Here is a 16,098-nt window from a genome sequence, read left to right as displayed (position 1 = left end):
CATGAAAATATCTACAGAACAAAAAATAAAAACAGGAACATTCGTTGCAGTTAGCCTGGGCCTGCTGCTGGTGTTAATTTTTCTAATTGGGAAACAACAAAACCTGTTCGGAAATAAAATAAATGTATTTGCCGACTTCAAGAATATTGCCGGAACAAGAGAAGGTAATTATGTAAGGTTTGCGGGAATCAATATCGGAACAGTTGACCAGATCAGGATCATTAATGACACGACCGTTCGGCTGATGTTAACCCTCGAAAAAGAAATGCAGCCTTATATCAAAGCTGATGCAGTTGCCAGCATTGGATCAGATGGATTAATGGGCGATAAACTCATTATGATATCACCTGGTGATTCAGCCACAGTTCCTGTTAAAGATGGTGCGGTGATACAATCGGTTAATCCAATGGATATGGATAAGGTTATGAATAATATTAGTCTGATTTCGGAGAATGCAGCAGATCTTACCGATGGGCTTGCCAATATTGTGGGAAGAATTGATGACGGCGAAGGAAGTCTGGGCCGTTTATTGAATGATGATAAACTGGCAGTTAAACTGGAAGGTGCTATTGACCAGACAAAACAAACTGTTGGCACAATCAAAAAAACAGCCAGCACCGCCAATGAGACATTGGAAGCGGCACAGGGGTCTTTCTTATTGAGAGGTCATTTCAAAAGAAAAGAAAGACAGCGTATAAAGGATTCCATAGCCAATGCTAAGGAACAACAAAAGGAGGCGCAGAAAGAAGCCGAACCTGATAATAAGAAAAAGGATTAATTATTAAAGAACCTTTAGCCTGAAGCTGCCATTCGTAATAGTCACTTTTTCAGCCATAGGATCTGCTTCAAGGTAAAAATCACCGCTGAAATTTCCCTGAATAATATTGTCAGATACCGAGGTAATGATCAGCTCAAGTTTATTTGGCAGGTTCATTCCCATCCTTTCAGCTTCTGCAGATAATGTTGTCCCGGATTGATAGTCCTTCTCCTGTGCTGGAATATTATAACTACCAATTACTTCGAATTCATCTCCTGAATCATTATAGGCACCAGCTGTGATTTGTTTTTTTGAAGGAAGATTGATAATTACAAATCCTGCAGTTCTTGAATCCTGGGAATTATTCTCATAACCTCCGGCCATAAGAGCAGCAAAATCTCCATTAATCTCCCATTGCGCAAATGCATTGGTATTAAATGTTACCTTTTGACCATTGACAGTTGCATTGAAATAATATTCAGGATTGGAACTATCACTGCTTTTAGAGCATGAAAAAAACATGATAGAGAAAAGTACTGGCAGGAATAGAAAACGATTCATGGTTAAGATTTGGGAATCAATATAATAAATTCTTTCGCTAACTGCAAGGCTTGGGAGATTAAGTGTCTGACACATGTTAGGTGGACGTTCGAACATATGACCAGGTCACGTTGTTCCTAGGTGACATTAAATGTGGTTTGAAATCTATTTTTATATTTATTTAGTTTTATACTACTTCATTAATACATGGAAAAATCTAAGAGGATACAATCAATCGACATTCTTAGGGGTATCGTTATGATAATTATGGCCCTCGACCATACAAGGGATTTCTTTCATCATTCGGCTATGACAGCAGATCCCCTGGCGCCTGCATCAACTACTTATCCCCTTTTCTTCACAAGATGGATCACGCATTTCTGCGCACCGGTTTTTGTTATGCTATCAGGCATATCCATCTATATATCATCCCAAAATAAAACCAGGGCAGAAGCCAGTGCCTCCATGTTCAAAAGGGGCCTCTGGCTCATTATTGCCGAGATCACGCTTGTTACTTTCGGCATTACCTTCAATCCTTTCTTTAATATTATAATTCTGCAGGTGATCTGGGCAATTGGTTTCAGCATGATCCTGCTTTCCATAATCAGCAGAATATCATTCAGAGCTGTTTTATTTTCAGGCATCATTCTGCTGATTGGCCATAACACACTTGATTATGTAGCAGCACCTGCATCAGGTGTTTCCTCAGCAATATGGAATATTTTCTTCCGCGCATTTGGATCTGCCATTCCGATATCATCTTCCCATATCATCCTGGTACTTTATGCTATATTACCATGGACGGCAGCAATGTTTATCGGTTATGCATTGGGGTATTGGTACAATGCAGGCTATTCTGCCAGCAGAAGAAGAAAAAATCTATTAATAACAGGATCGGTGATGACAATAGCATTTATCCTGCTGCGCTTTATCAATGGGTATGGCGACCCCTCTCCCCGACTAACAAATGGCAGCTTTCCACATGACCTTTTCTCGTTTCTAAATACCAGTAAATACCCACCGTCATTAATGTATCTCTGTATGACCCTGGGACCATCATTAATTTTACTATCTATCTGGGAAAAAACAAATACCGCGTGGAGCCGTTTTGTGAGTGTGTATGGAAAGGTTCCCTTTTTCTATTATATTTTACATTTCTATCTTATCCATCTGTTCCTAATTATACTCTTCTTTAGTTCAGGTTATGGAGTAAAAGATATCAGCAGTCCCGGACTTCCGTTTTACTTCCGCCCCCTGAATTTCGGCTATGACCTATGGATCGTTTATGTGCTGTGGATAGTTATTGTACTTCTTTTATATAAGCCCAGCCAATGGTTTGGACGCTATAAAGCCAGGAATGCTTACTGGTGGCTGAAGTATATATAAACATCCCTTTCATCGAAAACCAAATCAATTGCACAATAATAAATAAGGTATTTTGTTAATAAGGGAGACAAAAAAAATCCGTCATGGTAACCCTACGTACCCTGTTGTTATCAGCCATTAAGAATGCGCTGTTCATCTGGGGCACCACTCTTGTGGCGCTCACTTATTTCGGTAACAATCACCCGCTTGATCAAAAAATGTATCTCTACCTGTTTGGCGCATCGCTGATCAGTTTACATTTTGTACTCAGATCAATAAAAAGATCTGCCTACACTCCATCCTGAGAATCAGGGCATCCAATAGATTCCCGGTTTAGGGAAACAGTAACGGTATCTCCTTTGATGAAACCGTTAAGAGCTGTTTTCAACACAATGGATTGAGATTCAAGCTGGATATCCAACTCATAGGTGTCTCCCAAAAAGGACACCTTTTTTATTTCCCCCTTTACATCATTACTAGTGCCTTGATTCAAACTGAACTGCCCGGGTCGTAAGATTGAAAAAACATCATCTTGTGATAACCCATTATTAAATCCAAATGCTGTTGCTGTTTCAGTATTCAGGACATTGAATTTACCAAAGAGTGCAGCCACATAAGCATTGGCAGGGTGATGATAAATTGTTTCGGGATCAGCCCGCTGGATGATACTGCCATCATGCATAACCATGATTTCATCGGCCCATGATAAAGTATCGGTAGCATCATGTGAAACCAGTATACAGGAAACACCCAAGTGATCTCCGATATCTTCCACAACTGATTTCATAACCTGCTTATGGATCGTATCAAGATTAGAGTATGGTTCATCCAGCAGCAATAGATCAGGAGAGGTGACGAGGGCTCTTGCCATCGCTATACGTTGACGCTCACCTCCCGAAACCTTGTCAGTTTTACGTTTGAGCAAATGTTCTACCTGGCAAATCTCAAATATTTTCCGGGCATGTGGTGGGTCGAGTTTACTGGCAATCTCGAGTATCTCTTCAACCCGGTAATTGTTTCGTAGTTCAAAATGTTGGGAGAGATAAGCAATCTGCGGATGGCCAGGTATCAATCTCTCCAATGGGCCCTCCACTTTTTTATCATGGAAGAATACGCTACCCTCATCGGGTTGTATCAGTCCGGCAATTATCTTCATTAGTGTGCTCTTACCTGAACCGGTTTCACCTGCAAGGGCCAACTTCCGGTTGCCCGGAACCGAAAACTCAATATCCTTTAAGATGAATATATCCTGATCTTTCTTACTGATACCAAACACCTGTAACATGATGCAATTTACAAAGCATCGGGGGCAGAACCCCCATGGTGTAGTTTATTTATTACATTATCTTGCATACAAACTAGCAAGCAAGCAATGTTAAGGGAAGTCTTAGTTATTAAATTAGGGACTGCCGTAATAACTAACCAGGAAGGAAATATCGATACTTCAGTTATCAAAAAAGTGGCTGCGGAAATTGCAGCACTAAGCCAGCAATTCAATATTGTACTGGTTTCCAGTGGTGCGGTAGGTAGTGGCAGGAAATTTCTGCACAATTATAAAGGAACATTATCGGAGCGAAAAGCTGCCGCGGCAGTAGGCAACCCGATACTTATTCAAATGTATCATAAGTATTTTAGTGTCCATGGTATTACGGTGGCACAGGCACTTTGTGAAAGGGTGCATTTCTCGAGCAGGAAACAGTTTCTGCAACTCCGTGAAACCTTTGCCACTTTCTGGGATAATAAAATTATCCCGGTTGTAAATGAAAATGATCTTGTTAGTAATGTGGAGATCAAGTTTTCGGACAATGACGAACTCGCAACGCTTATTGCAATTGGTTTTGATGCCAGTAACCTCGTGCTCTGTACTTCTGCAGGTGGCTTATTGGATGACAAGAAAAATATCATTACACGGATAGAAAAAGTTGATGCGTCAGTGTTACAGTATGTTCGAACAGATACCAGTGGCCCGGGACTTGGCGGCATGTTGTCTAAACTGACCTTTACCCGTTTAGCAACTTCCCTGGGCATCAATGTTATGATCTGTGGGTTGAAGGGACGGCACCCTATTTCGGATGCGCTTGAGGGTGATAATGGCTCCTATTTCCTGGCAAAAAAATCCAACCTACGGGCGAGGCAGAAATGGCTTGCAAGTGGTTCAGTAACACTGGGAACCATCCATGTAGATAAAGGTGCTGCGAGGGCTCTACAGGGAAGGAAAAGTCTTTTAACCATTGGCATAACAAAAGCTGAAGGAAAATTCGTAGCGGGTGAGGTGATACAGATCATGGATGAAACCGGGGAGATCCTGGGTGTTGCGAAAACCCGGCTGGAAGCCTCCAGCATCAATGATCAACTAAAAGAAAAGAATGTGATCGCAGCGCATGCAGATGATATTGTATTATTCTAACAAAAAGAAGAATGACTGTTTTAGGAAATATAAAAAAGACGCACAATGCTTCTGGCAGTCTGCTGTCAGTGCCTGATAGCCAGCTAAGGAAATTGTTACGCTCGGTGGCAGATGAACTGAATAATTCAATCCCGGCAATATTAAAAGCAAATGCAAAAGATCTTGCTAAACAATCACCGGATAATCCCAGGATAGATCGCCTTATGCTGGATGAAAAAAGAATTCGTGCTATTGCCGCCAGTATCCGGAATATTGCAAAACTGCCAGATCCATCAGGAAAAATATTGGAAAAAAAGACTTTGCACAACGGACTTAAACTGGAAAAAATAGCGGTGCCCCTGGGTGTTGTTGGTGCTATATATGAATCGAGGCCTAATGTAACTTTTGATATTGCAGCCCTTTGCCTGCGAAGCAGAAATGCATGTGTACTGAAAGGAAGCAATGAAGCAGATCATACCAATAAAGCCGCTGTTACGCTGATAAAAAAAGTGTTGCGCAGTTTTGATATGGATATTGACCTCGTCACCCTGCTTCCACCGGAAAGAGAGGTAGTTGAAGAAATGTTTACGGCAACCAAATATCTTGACGTGCTTATTCCAAGAGGATCTGATGGCCTTATAAGGTACGTTAGAAAACATTCCCTGGTACCTGTAATTGAAACAGGAGCAGGTGTTTGCCATATATATGTAGAATCAAAAGCAAATCTTAGCAAGGCTTTAGAGATAGTGGTAAATGCGAAAACCTCCAGACCGTCTGTATGCAATGCTGTTGATACTATATTGGTAGATAAAAAAATTGCCTCTGCATTTTTGAAGAAACTTGCTCCCCTTTTTGCTGCAAAAGAAGTGGAGATTTTTGCGGGTAAGCCAGAGGCTGTTTTTTTGAAAGGATATCCTTTTCTTTCACCAGCCACTTCAGCAGATTATGCCCGCGAGTTCCTAAGCCTCAAATGTGCCATAAAGGTTGTGGATGGTATTGAAGAAGCACTAGATCATATTGCAACCTACTCTACTAAACATTCTGAATCTATTTTATCGGAAGACAAAAAAGCCTGCGAATATTTTATCAGAAATGTAGATTCTGCAGTTGTATACTCAAATGCATCCACCCGATTTACGGATGGAGAGGTGTTTGAACTTGGAGCGGAAATTGGCATTTCCACACAGAAGCTACATGCCCGCGGACCTTTTGCATTAGAAAAACTTGTTACAGAAAAATGGATCGTTCGTGGTAGCGGACAAATAAGATAATTATCAATCACAAATATCTATTCACCAATAATTCCCATTCTTTCTTTGTGGAATAATCAGGCATTTTTTCGCCTGCCTTATCATACCAATAGCCAGCATTCCATTGATCACCCTCCACGCGGTGAAGGTAGGCATGCAATATGGCAGCATCCTTTCCCGGCAGGTCCTGTATAAGCTCGTGTGCCTTCTCCCAATTATCATTACCTGCATACCAAAGTGATTGCAGATAAACAGAAATTCCTTCCGGCATCTGATTATCCTGGATAGTTGTAAGAAACTGCATAAGGTCCATAGTAATTATTTTTTAAACCTTGCTCTTAAGTACTGGTTTGGCCATAGGTGCTCTGCGTCTAATTCATTTGCCGCATAGTACGCGAAATGCGGATTGCGCAACATCTCCCTTGCAAGGAAAACAAGATCAGCCTTACCTTCCCTGATTATTGATTCAGCCTGCTTTGCTTCAGTGATCAATCCAACCGCCCCCGTCATGATACCTGTTTCACGCACGGCTTCTGCAAAACGTACCTGGTAGCCTGGTTGCAGGGGAATTCTTGCACTGGCATCATTTCCACCCGAAGAACAATCTATCAGATCAACACCTTTCTCTTTAAGGATCGTGCCCAGCTTAACAGAATCGTTGATCGTCCAGCCACCTTCTACCCAATCAGTTGCGGAGATCCTGACGAACAATGGAAGTGATTTCGGCCAAACCTTCTGCACAGCTTCTATAACCTTTAGCAATAAGCGAATACGGTTATCAAAAGATCCACCATACTCATCGGTTCTTTGATTACTCAAAGGAGAAAGGAACTCATTCAATAAATATCCATGTGCAGCATGGATTTCGACAATTTTAAATCCGGCATCCAGCGCCCTTTGAGTGGCCTTGCTAAAATCCTCTACCACTTTTAGTATACCTGCATTATCTAAGGCAATGGGTGGCAGTTCGCCCTCACTGAATGCGATAGCACTTGGCGCTACTGTTGTCCATCCGCCTTCCTCTTCCTTTAATTGGGCAGCACCTTTCCAGGGTAAATCATGAGATGCTTTTCTGCCCGCATGCGCCAGTTGAATACCAGGTATTGCTCCCTGTTGCTCAATAAAAACTGCGATACGTTTCAGCATATTAATATGTTCATCATGCCAGATACCCAAACAACCCGGGGTAATTCTGCCTTCGGGTGATACACCGGTAGCCTCCACGAAAACAAGTGCAGCGCCCCCAACTGCCATAGCACCAAGATGCACGAGGTGCCAGTCATTGGCGAATCCATCCTTTGCTGAATACTGGCACATAGGTGATACCACTACCCTGTTGCGGAGTGTTAGACTTCTGATGGTTAAAGGAGAAAATAATGAAGACATGTTCTATATATTAAAGTATCGGTTGGAGATATTTCCAAACTTCATCGGCTACTATCTTATGCCCCTCTGCCGTTGGATGTATGCCGTCTCCCTGGTTCAATTCAGGATTACCCCCAACGCCTTCTAAAAGAAACGGTATCAGGGTCATTTCATTCTTTTTGGCGATATCTGAATATATAGCATGGAACTCTTTGGCATAAGCTGCGCCCATATTAGGCGGAACATGCATACCCGCAAGCACCAGTTTCACTTCAGGATATTTTGATTTCACCTGGTCAATGATAGCCTGCAGGTTCTGTTTGGTTTCTTTTACAGGGATACCACGAAGTCCATCATTAGCACCCAGCTCAAGAATAAATACATCGATCTTCTGACGCAATAACCAATCAATTCTGGTTTTACCACCCGATGTGGTTTCACCACTTAATCCACCGTTGATCACTTTATAAGGCAGCTTAAGTGAATCAATTTTTAATTGGATCAGTGCAGGGAAGGCTTCCACGGGATCAAGCCCGTACCCAGCCGTGAGACTATTACCAAAAAAGAGAATGGTCTTTAATGAATCAACCGGCTCAGCAACTTTTTCGGTTGCTTGCTGGTTATCATCGGGGGACTTGTCTGCAGAACTACCACAGGCGCCTATACCTGAAACAATCAGGAGAGATAGCAGGTATATTAACAATGTTCTCGTCATCAACTGTTGTATTAAATGATAAATTAGCGCAATATTATTAAAGAATAAGGATGTTTATGGCCGAAACAATACTCGAAACAGCACATTTAAGTAAAACATATGAAGGGGCGGGAAGATCGACCACTGTATTAAAAGATGTTAACTTCTCCGTAGAGGCTGGTGCCACCATGGCAATTGTAGGGCCATCAGGCAGTGGAAAATCAACTTTACTTGGATTATGTGCGGGACTTGATCGCAGCAGTGAAGGGACAGTTCACCTCAATAATATTCTCCTTAATAACCTTTCGGAAGATGAGCTTGCAAGGATCAGGAACCAGTATGTTGGATTTATCTTCCAGAATTTCCAGCTGTTACCAACCCTCACTGCACTTGAAAATGTTATGGTTCCATTGGAACTGAGAGGAGAAAAAAATATCCGCAGCAGGGCGCTTGCCCTCTTAGATAAAGTTGGTCTCAAAGAAAGGGTGCAGCACTACCCTTCCCAATTATCGGGCGGTGAACAACAGCGGGTATCCATAGCCAGGGCCTTTTCAACACAACCAAAAATATTGTTTGCCGACGAACCCACGGGCAATCTTGATGCAGAAACAAGTGAGAAGATCATCCGTTTATTATTTGATCTCAACCAGGAAGCGGGCACTACACTTATAATCGTTACTCATGACCTGGAACTGGCGGCACGCACGGGTCGCATCATTAAACTGAAGGGAGGTTCCATCATTTCTGACCAGGAAACTTTCATCAACAATGATCTTACCTTATGAGCCAGTACAGTAACAAAGGACGATTGAATTTTGCCTGGCTCTTCCGCATGGCATGGCACGATAGCAGAAGGAGCCGATCAAGGTTGCTACTTTTTATTTCCTCCATCATACTAGGTATTGCAGCGCTGGTTGCTATTTATTCATTGCGATATACAGTACAGGGGGATATCGACAAACAGGCAAAAGAATTGCTGGGAGCCGACCTTGTGATTGAAGCCAATATACCTGCGGGAGATGCTTTGCAACCATTACTCGATTCTATCGGCGACCAGAAAGCTACAGAGCAAAGTTTTGCATCGATGGTCTATTTCCTTCGCACAGGAGGAACAAGACTGGTACAGATAAGGGCCGTAGAAGGTAATTATCCTTTTTATGGAAGCATTCGAACCAACCCGGTAAATGCAGCTAAAACATACCAGGCAGCGCAACAGGCCCTGGTTGATAAAACCCTTATGCTTCAATACCAGGCGAAACTGGGGGATTCAATAAAGATCGGTGAACTAACATTTACCATTGCAGGCGAGATTGATAAGGTACCAGGTAAAACCGGATTCTCTGCAGCTGTAGCCCCGGGAATATTTATCCCTTTACGTTATTTAGCGGCAACAGGTTTATCGCAGCGCGGCAGTCGGATCAACTACAGCTATTATTTCAAATACGATAACCCTGTTGATATAAATGCGCTCGTAGAGAAAATTGAACCCCGCATTGAAGATGCAGGATTTGATATTGATACAGTTGAAGCTGCAAAAAACAATACAGGCAATTCATTCGAAGATTTTACCTCCTTCATGAACCTGGTCAGTTTTATTGCACTGTTACTTGGATGTATCGGCGTTGCAAGTGCCATCCATATTTATATCAGGGAAAAACTGAACTCCATTGCAGTGCTCCGCTGCCTCGGTGCTACAGGAAAACAAGCGTTCCTGATTTATCTGATACAGGTCAGCTTGCTGGGATTACTTGGTTCAATAGCGGGAGCAATTGCCGGAACTGCCATTCAATTTTTGTTACCGGCAGTATTGGAAGATTTCCTTCCGGTTGATATCACCATGCAGATCTCCTGGAAAGCAATTGCACAAGGCATATTTGTGGGATTACTGATCTCGGTTTTATTCTCCTTGTTACCACTATCATCCATCAGAAATATAGCCCCGCTGAATACACTTCGGATAACAGAAACAAAGAACAGGTTTTTACGCGATCCTTTGCAGTGGCTGGTTTACCTGCTGATCCTCGCATTCGTTCTTGGCTTTAGCTGGCTTCAGATGAATAACTGGATGCAGGCCGTTGTTTTCACCATTGGTGTGCTGGCCGCCTTTGGAATTCTTGCAGGTATGGCATGGCTTATCATGTGGGTAACCAGGAAGTATTTTCCTGAATCATGGAGCTATTTGTGGCGACAGGGATTTGCGAATCTCTTCCGTCCCCATAACCAAACAGTGATACTGGTAGTTGCCATAGGCCTTGGAACAACATTTATCTGCCTGCTGTTTTTTGTTCAACACCTGCTCACTAATAAGGTAGCGCTCTCATCAAGCGAAAACCAACCCAACATGGTGATCTTTGATATCCAGCCAGAACAGAAGGAACCGATTGCCGCCATTACCCGGAAGTTTAACTTACCTGTTATCCAGGAAGTTCCAATAGTTACCATGCGTATTGAGGAGATAAATGGTATTACTGCTACCATGGCAAGGCAGGACAGTACTTTAGACCTTCCACGCTGGGCATTTGAAGGGGAAGTGCGTTCAACCTACCGTGATAGTTTAACCGATACTGAAACGCTCCTGGAAGGCAAATTACAAACTGTAGCACCATCTGATACAGATGTTCGCATATCCATGGAAGATGGCTATGCTAAACGCCTGCATGTGGGGATTGGGGATACTATTGTATTCAATGTGCAGGGAGCATTGGTATCTACTGTTGTGGGAAGTCTGAGGAAAGTGGACTGGAACCGCGTGCAAACCAATTTCAGGGTTATCTTCCCAAAGGGTGTACTTGAATCTGCTCCCAAATTTCATGTACTTATTACCAGGGTGCCATCAAAAGAATCATCTGCATCATTCCAGCGTGCCGTGGTGAGTGCTTATCCAACAGTATCAATGATAGACCTCGGACTTATCCTCAGCGTGGTGGATGATATACTTTCAAAAATTGCCTTCGTCATTAGGTTCATTGGCGGCTTCAGTATTGCAACGGGACTGGTGGTATTGATCGCATCCATCCTTATCAGTAAGTACCAGCGGATACAGGAAACAGTTCTATTAAGGACTCTTGGTGCCAGTCGCAGGCAGGTGCTTACAATTACTGCATTGGAATATTTCTTCCTGGGGGCACTGGCTGCCATTACAGGAATTTTGCTTGCATTAGCCGGGGGATGGGCTCTTGCCGTGTTCAGTTTCAAGACCGTTTTTGCCCCTCCCGTATTGCCCACATTATTGATCTTCCTGAGCATATCTGCGCTCACAGTAATGATAGGTTTATTTAACAGCAGGAGTATTTTGAACGCGCCACCAAAAACGGCAGATATTATTTGAGTTATGCTGTCTTACGATTAATAATTACGACGCTGGCCAGGATCACAATAAGCGCAATCATTTGGATAAGCGATATGTTTTCCTTTATAAAAATAACCCCTAGTACCACGGCGATAACGGGGTTAATATAGGCATGTGTTCCAACCTGTGCTGCTGGCCTCACCGATAAAAGAAATACATAGGAAAGATATCCTATAACAGATCCGAAAATGGTAAGATAAAATAGTGCCAGCCATGCATTCAGGGAAATCTGTTCAAATGAAAAACTGGTGAGGGAGTCGAGGAAAGGACTCAAACAGAAACAAAATATACCCGCAGCAAGTAACTGTATACTCGTACTAACGGTTACATCCTGGTCGGGTGAATTATACTTCGTATATAGCGAACCGATAGTCCACATAATAGTACCGGCAATTATCACTAATATTCCCAGGGTTGTCATATATCCCTCTTTTGTTTGAGTGGCATTTATGGCATTGGAGCCAAATAAGAGAATGATACCAGCAAAACCTAACAATACACCCAGAATAATAAGCCTATTAGAAAAATAAAGTGGCCATTGTTTACGATCCAGAATCACGAACCATATGGGTACGGCAGATACAAGAATTGCTGCAAGTCCGGATGGAATATATTGCTGTGCCCACAATACGGAACCACTTCCCCCAACCAGCATCATTATACCACCCAATCCATTAACCAGAATGTTCTTTCGTGTGGGTAAGGGGTAGCGTTTAAACATAGACAAGCCCAATAAAATTATCCCTGCTGTAGTAAATCGCAATGCTGACATGAGGTAGGGCGGAATACTACCCAGTCCAAAATAGGCGGCCAGGTAAGTAGAACCCCATATCAGGTAAATGGCCGTAAATGCAAGGAAAATTTTAAGCTTCACAGTTTAGATTGACACAGTAAACACCTTCCCATCAGATTGACCAATAATTGCGGCATCGGCCATATTCAGGAAAAGGCCATTATCAACAACACCCGTTATATTATTCAGATGGCTATGCAAAGAAGGTGCATCATCAATCCGTTTAAAATGACAATCCAGAATATAGTGCCCATGGTCAGTAATAAAGGGCTGGCCATCTTTCATTCTCATTACCACTTTAATGCCATAGGTGTTTTCGATAACCATCTTGACCGCTTTGTATCCAAATGGGATCACCTCAACCGGAAGCGGATAGTGCCCTAACTGTTCAACACATTTAGATTCATCCGCAATGATTATATATTTCTTTGAAACAAATGCCACCATCTTCTCCTGTAGCAATGCACCGCCCCCACCTTTGATCAGTTGCAATTCCTTATCAATTTCATCGGCACCATCTACCGTAAGATCAATAGTAGAAACCTCCTCCATGGATAATACCGGCAATTCAAATTGTTGCAGAATCACTGCTGTTGCCTTTGAAGTAGGAATGGTCGCAAAGTCAATACCCTGCTGGAAAAGCTTAACAAGTTCCTGGATAAAATAAGCAGTAGTAGATCCTGTTCCCACGCCAATGATCATCCCGCTCTTCACATAGGATGCTGCTTCCTGGGCTGCTTTATGTTTGGGGTTGATCATTTTATGATGGACTAACGGCCGGGAGTAATCGTAATTTTGCGGAATTCAATAGGACCATGATCACCCTGGATCATGATAGGGCCGGGTTCTCCTTCCCTGCTATCGAGTGCGCCACCTGTAATACCGGGTATCTCCTGGTTACAAACAACCTGCTTGCCATTCAGAACGATGGTAACCATCCTGCCAACAAGGGTTATATCATAGGTCTGCCATTCACCGGCATCTTTGGCCGGCATATCACTTGGTTTGATAAAACCATATACGGCACCCAGCAGATCTTTCTGCGGATCCTTGCCCTTACTGTCTTCTATCTGCACTTCATACCGGCCGCGAAGATATAGGCCACTGTTGCTACCCTTGGGGCAACGGAACTCGGCATGCAGCTTAAAATCATTGAAGGTTTTTTCGGTAACCAGGTTGGCACCGGAACGCGGACTTTTCAAAACACCCGACTCCACTACCCACTGGTTATCTCCCATGGCACGCCAGCCATCCAGGTTCTTTCCGTTGAAAAGCTGCATGGGTGTACCCCAAACAACGTCTTTATCACGATGGAGAGAAGGTGCCCTGCGACCACTCCATTTATAGGATTTACCATTGGCAGCAACCAAAGTGCCCGCCAGGCTATCGCCCTGCAAACTTGCTTCAAAAGATAAGTCATTGTCTTCCTCTTCCCACTGCGGTGGAATGATAAAGCTCATCTTGCCATCCTTGAAATTGATCTTTGAAATGGGCCTTGCACTGCCGGAAATACCTACATAATGACCAATTAACCTCTTGGTTCCAGAATGGAAAACTTCCAGCCAGGATGGATAAACTTTCCCATCATCATAAATAGTAATATCCCAACGCCCTTCAATACCAGGAGCTGGCTGCTGTTCGGGTGGTGTATTGGCGGCTAAAGGAGATGCACAATTGGTGAACAAGGCAACTACTAAAAGTAGTAATGCTGGTACTAACGGAAACCTTCTCATATGGGGGCAATTAATGAATATTAAAATTAAGCGAAATGACAGGTTATCAGCAATATATTTTATGATGATAACCAGGATCGGCCACCGCATATATAATTTGCATAATTTGCCCGATTAATCCAACCTGGTATAATGATAAAAATGCGAGCCTTTCAATATTCGGTACTATTTATCACTTGTTTCTGCCTCTTAATGATGGCGGCCTGTAATGAAAGGCCCGGGCAGGACAAATCAAGTACGGCACAGAATTCCATTACCCAGATCCGTCTAACGGATATGAACAGTCAGCCAATTGATTTATCTGCATATAAAGGGAAACCATTATTCATTAATATCTGGGCCACCTGGTGCAAACCCTGTTTGAAGGAAATGCCCTCCATTGAAAAAGCGCAGGAACTGATCGGAAAAGAAAATATGATCTTCCTGCTTGCAAGCAATGAAAATATGGACCAGATCAAAGAATTCATCCAGGAAAATAAATACAACTTCACTTATACAAGGGTTGAGAATGCAGAGTCGCTGGGTATAGAGGCACTACCCACTACGCTGATCTTTGATGCCAATCACCAACTGGTATTTTTTGAGCCGGGATACCGGAAATGGGATGATGCCAACAACCTTGATTTTCTCCATAAAACCATCGCCGGAAAATGAAAAATATATTGATTGGATTGGTGTTAACCACCTTTCTGATTTCCTGTGGCAATGAGAAACCACATGAAAGTTCAGATGGCCCATTAAAGTTAATGGCCCTACCCTCCCCTGCTGATTCACTATCGGCAGAGCCGTTCTTATTTTCCGATATAAAAGGAGACGTTTATCTCTCCTGGATCGATCGCTCCGGGGATTCCAGCAAATTTATGTTTTCGGTATTGGAGGGAGATAAATGGTCCGCGCCAAAACTAATTGCTAAGGGAAAAGATTGGTTCGTTAACTGGGCTGACTTCCCCATGCTGGCCTCGGATGGTAATGGCAGTTTGATCGCCCATTTCCTCGAGAAAAGCGATAGCAGCACTTTTGCCTATGATGTTAAGATCACAACATCTGCAGATGGTGGAAACGAATGGTCTTCACCCGTAACCCTGCACGATGATGGCAAAAAAGCAGAACATGGTTTTGTTTCAATGGCAGCTTACGAAAACGGATATTTTATTTCCTGGCTCGATGGCCGGAATGCTTCCATGGAAGGCCATGAGGGCCATGAAGGTCATCACGGAGAAATGACACTAAGGGGAACTTATGTAGATGGGTCAGGTAAGAAGATGAATGAATGGCAACTCGATGCACGCACCTGTGATTGCTGCCAGACAAGCACTTCTATCACCGCAAATGGTCCCGTTGTAATTTATCGTGATCGCACTGAAGATGAAGTGAGAGACATGTCAATAGTGAGACTGGTAGATGGAAAATGGACCAGTCCCCGAACAATTTATCCGGATAATTGGAAAATAAGCGGGTGCCCAGTTAATGGGCCTGCATCAGGCGCAAAAGGAAATACCCTCGCGATTGCCTGGTATAGTGCAACTGATAAAAATGCACAGGTCAAATTGATATTTTCTAAGGACGGCGGGGCAAGTTTTGAAGAACCGATTCGCATCGATGAAGGCAAAGCCATCGGTCGGGTTGATCTTGTAATGATGGATGATTCAAGCGCTATGGTAAGCTGGATGGAAGGCGCTGCCATCAAAGCGGTGCAGGTATTTGCAAATGGAAAAAAAGGAGATACACATATTATTGCTACTTCAACAGAATCGAGATCGAGTGGTTTCCCGCAAATGGTGCGTTCGGGTGATGGACTCCTGTTTGCGTGGACCGACGACAATGCGAAAACAATTCGCGTTGCCGCATTAAGGAAATGACAAGTGG

17 protein-coding genes are annotated in these 16,098 nt (G+C 43.1%); 9 read left to right on the top strand and 8 right to left on the bottom strand.

Annotation, left to right across the window (positions count from 1 at the left end; genetic code table 11):
- Position 1: 1 nt before the first annotated feature.
- Positions 2-778 (top strand): MlaD family protein, encoded by a 777-nt coding sequence (locus tag HY58_RS03625; RefSeq protein WP_039128194.1) that lies wholly within the window; start codon positions 2-4, stop codon positions 776-778.
- 3 nt (positions 779-781) lie between these two features.
- Here the strand turns inward: HY58_RS03625 and HY58_RS03620 are convergent, their stop codons facing one another.
- Positions 782-1,318 carry a hypothetical protein gene (locus tag HY58_RS03620; protein WP_156123561.1) on the bottom strand — a complete coding sequence of 179 codons (537 nt, stop codon included), beginning with the start codon at positions 1,316-1,318 and terminating at the stop codon, positions 782-784.
- A gap of 186 nt (positions 1,319-1,504) precedes the next feature.
- Here HY58_RS03620 and HY58_RS03615 point away from each other — a divergent pair, with 186 nt between their 5' ends.
- Both HY58_RS03615 and HY58_RS03610 read left to right on the top strand, forming a co-directional pair.
- Complete coding sequence (locus tag HY58_RS03615; protein WP_039128188.1) at positions 1,505-2,683, top strand: DUF1624 domain-containing protein; 1,179 nt, start codon at positions 1,505-1,507, stop codon at positions 2,681-2,683.
- An 83-nt stretch (positions 2,684-2,766) separates the two neighbouring features.
- A complete protein-coding gene (locus HY58_RS03610; RefSeq protein ID WP_039128185.1) occupies positions 2,767-2,967 on the top strand; it encodes a hypothetical protein in 201 nt (66 codons plus the stop codon).
- On the opposite strand, the gene HY58_RS03605 is transcribed toward HY58_RS03610, so the two are convergent.
- A complete protein-coding gene (locus HY58_RS03605; protein ID WP_039128181.1) occupies positions 2,952-3,947 on the bottom strand; it encodes an ABC transporter ATP-binding protein in 996 nt (331 codons plus the stop codon). The genes HY58_RS03610 and HY58_RS03605 overlap by 16 nt on opposite strands.
- An 87-nt stretch (positions 3,948-4,034) precedes the next feature.
- Here HY58_RS03605 and proB point away from each other — a divergent pair, with 87 nt between their 5' ends.
- Entirely contained in the window at positions 4,035-5,069 is a 1,035-nt protein-coding gene (gene proB, locus HY58_RS03600) for a glutamate 5-kinase (protein WP_039128178.1), read from the top strand.
- Between the two features lie 11 nt (positions 5,070-5,080).
- Positions 5,081-6,319, top strand: coding sequence for a glutamate-5-semialdehyde dehydrogenase (locus HY58_RS03595; RefSeq protein WP_039128174.1), 1,239 nt, complete (start codon positions 5,081-5,083; stop codon positions 6,317-6,319).
- Positions 6,320-6,326: 7 nt separating this feature from the next.
- Here HY58_RS03595 and HY58_RS03590 read toward each other — a convergent pair whose 3' ends face one another.
- Genes HY58_RS03590 through HY58_RS03580 form a run of 3 tightly spaced genes read right to left on the bottom strand, consistent with a single transcriptional unit; the run spans position 6,327 to position 8,378 of the window.
- On the bottom strand, positions 6,327-6,611 hold the full coding sequence (locus HY58_RS03590) for a hypothetical protein (RefSeq protein WP_039128170.1): 285 nt from the start codon (positions 6,609-6,611) through the stop codon (positions 6,327-6,329).
- Positions 6,612-6,616: 5 nt separating this feature from the next.
- A complete protein-coding gene (locus HY58_RS03585) occupies positions 6,617-7,684 on the bottom strand; it encodes an NADH:flavin oxidoreductase/NADH oxidase (protein WP_039128167.1) in 1,068 nt (355 codons plus the stop codon).
- 10 nt (positions 7,685-7,694) lie between these two features.
- A complete protein-coding gene (locus tag HY58_RS03580) occupies positions 7,695-8,378 on the bottom strand; it encodes an arylesterase (RefSeq protein ID WP_039128165.1) in 684 nt (227 codons plus the stop codon).
- A 56-nt stretch (positions 8,379-8,434) separates the two neighbouring features.
- On the opposite strand from HY58_RS03580, the gene HY58_RS03575 reads away from it, so the two are divergent.
- Complete coding sequence (locus HY58_RS03575) at positions 8,435-9,142, top strand: ABC transporter ATP-binding protein (protein ID WP_039128163.1); 708 nt, start codon at positions 8,435-8,437, stop codon at positions 9,140-9,142.
- Positions 9,139-11,685, top strand: a complete 2,547-nt coding sequence (locus HY58_RS03570) for an ABC transporter permease (protein WP_039128159.1) — start codon at positions 9,139-9,141, stop codon at positions 11,683-11,685. The genes HY58_RS03575 and HY58_RS03570 overlap by 4 nt, the downstream gene beginning before the upstream one ends.
- Before the next feature lies 1 nt (position 11,686).
- Here the strand turns inward: HY58_RS03570 and HY58_RS03565 are convergent, their stop codons facing one another.
- From HY58_RS03565 to HY58_RS03555, 3 genes are read right to left on the bottom strand one after another with little or no spacing between them, the layout of a single operon-like run.
- Positions 11,687-12,580: an EamA family transporter gene (locus HY58_RS03565; RefSeq protein WP_039128154.1), complete on the bottom strand. Its 894-nt coding sequence runs from the start codon at positions 12,578-12,580 to the stop codon at positions 11,687-11,689.
- Between the two features lie 3 nt (positions 12,581-12,583).
- Entirely contained in the window at positions 12,584-13,258 is a 675-nt protein-coding gene (gene rpiA, locus HY58_RS03560; RefSeq protein ID WP_253271497.1) for a ribose-5-phosphate isomerase RpiA, read from the bottom strand.
- Positions 13,259-13,269: 11 nt separating this feature from the next.
- Positions 13,270-14,232 carry a DUF1080 domain-containing protein gene (locus HY58_RS03555; protein WP_039129585.1) on the bottom strand — a complete coding sequence of 321 codons (963 nt, stop codon included), beginning with the start codon at positions 14,230-14,232 and terminating at the stop codon, positions 13,270-13,272.
- A gap of 132 nt (positions 14,233-14,364) precedes the next feature.
- Here HY58_RS03555 and HY58_RS03550 point away from each other — a divergent pair, with 132 nt between their 5' ends.
- Both HY58_RS03550 and HY58_RS03545 read left to right on the top strand, forming a co-directional pair.
- Positions 14,365-14,886, top strand: coding sequence for a TlpA disulfide reductase family protein (locus HY58_RS03550; RefSeq protein ID WP_082022044.1), 522 nt, complete (start codon positions 14,365-14,367; stop codon positions 14,884-14,886).
- Positions 14,883-16,091, top strand: a complete 1,209-nt coding sequence (locus tag HY58_RS03545; RefSeq protein WP_039128151.1) for an exo-alpha-sialidase — start codon at positions 14,883-14,885, stop codon at positions 16,089-16,091. Before HY58_RS03550 ends, HY58_RS03545 begins: the two co-directional genes overlap by 4 nt.
- The last annotated feature ends 7 nt before the right edge of the window (positions 16,092-16,098 follow it).

It is taken from the genome of Flavihumibacter sp. ZG627, from assembly GCF_000814325.1.
Lineage (GTDB): Bacteria > Bacteroidota > Bacteroidia > Chitinophagales > Chitinophagaceae > Flavihumibacter.
Note: the sequence above shows the minus strand (reverse complement) of the source record. Positions and strands in the feature narration are given on the sequence as shown.

Bases quoted from the DNA above. Each gene is read 5' to 3' on its own strand.
- HY58_RS03580 (WP_039128165.1), bottom strand. From the start codon at position 8,378: ATGACGAGAACATTGTTAATATACCTGCTATCTCTCCTGATTGTTTCA.
- HY58_RS03585 (WP_039128167.1), bottom strand. From the start codon at position 7,684: ATGTCTTCATTATTTTCTCCTTTAACCATCAGAAGTCTAACACTCCGC.
- HY58_RS03550 (WP_082022044.1), top strand. From the start codon at position 14,365: ATGATAAAAATGCGAGCCTTTCAATATTCGGTACTATTTATCACTTGT.
- HY58_RS03570 (WP_039128159.1), top strand. From the start codon at position 9,139: ATGAGCCAGTACAGTAACAAAGGACGATTGAATTTTGCCTGGCTCTTC.
- HY58_RS03575 (WP_039128163.1), top strand. From the start codon at position 8,435: ATGGCCGAAACAATACTCGAAACAGCACATTTAAGTAAAACATATGAA.
- HY58_RS03545 (WP_039128151.1), top strand. From the start codon at position 14,883: ATGAAAAATATATTGATTGGATTGGTGTTAACCACCTTTCTGATTTCC.
- HY58_RS03595 (WP_039128174.1), top strand. From the start codon at position 5,081: ATGACTGTTTTAGGAAATATAAAAAAGACGCACAATGCTTCTGGCAGT.
- HY58_RS03605 (WP_039128181.1), bottom strand. From the start codon at position 3,947: ATGTTACAGGTGTTTGGTATCAGTAAGAAAGATCAGGATATATTCATC.
- rpiA (WP_253271497.1), bottom strand. From the start codon at position 13,258: ATGATCAACCCCAAACATAAAGCAGCCCAGGAAGCAGCATCCTATGTG.
- proB (WP_039128178.1), top strand. From the start codon at position 4,035: ATGTTAAGGGAAGTCTTAGTTATTAAATTAGGGACTGCCGTAATAACT.
- HY58_RS03620 (WP_156123561.1), bottom strand. From the start codon at position 1,318: ATGAATCGTTTTCTATTCCTGCCAGTACTTTTCTCTATCATGTTTTTT.
- HY58_RS03615 (WP_039128188.1), top strand. From the start codon at position 1,505: ATGGAAAAATCTAAGAGGATACAATCAATCGACATTCTTAGGGGTATC.
- HY58_RS03590 (WP_039128170.1), bottom strand. From the start codon at position 6,611: ATGGACCTTATGCAGTTTCTTACAACTATCCAGGATAATCAGATGCCG.
- HY58_RS03555 (WP_039129585.1), bottom strand. From the start codon at position 14,232: ATGAGAAGGTTTCCGTTAGTACCAGCATTACTACTTTTAGTAGTTGCC.
- HY58_RS03610 (WP_039128185.1), top strand. From the start codon at position 2,767: ATGGTAACCCTACGTACCCTGTTGTTATCAGCCATTAAGAATGCGCTG.
- HY58_RS03625 (WP_039128194.1), top strand. From the start codon at position 2: ATGAAAATATCTACAGAACAAAAAATAAAAACAGGAACATTCGTTGCA.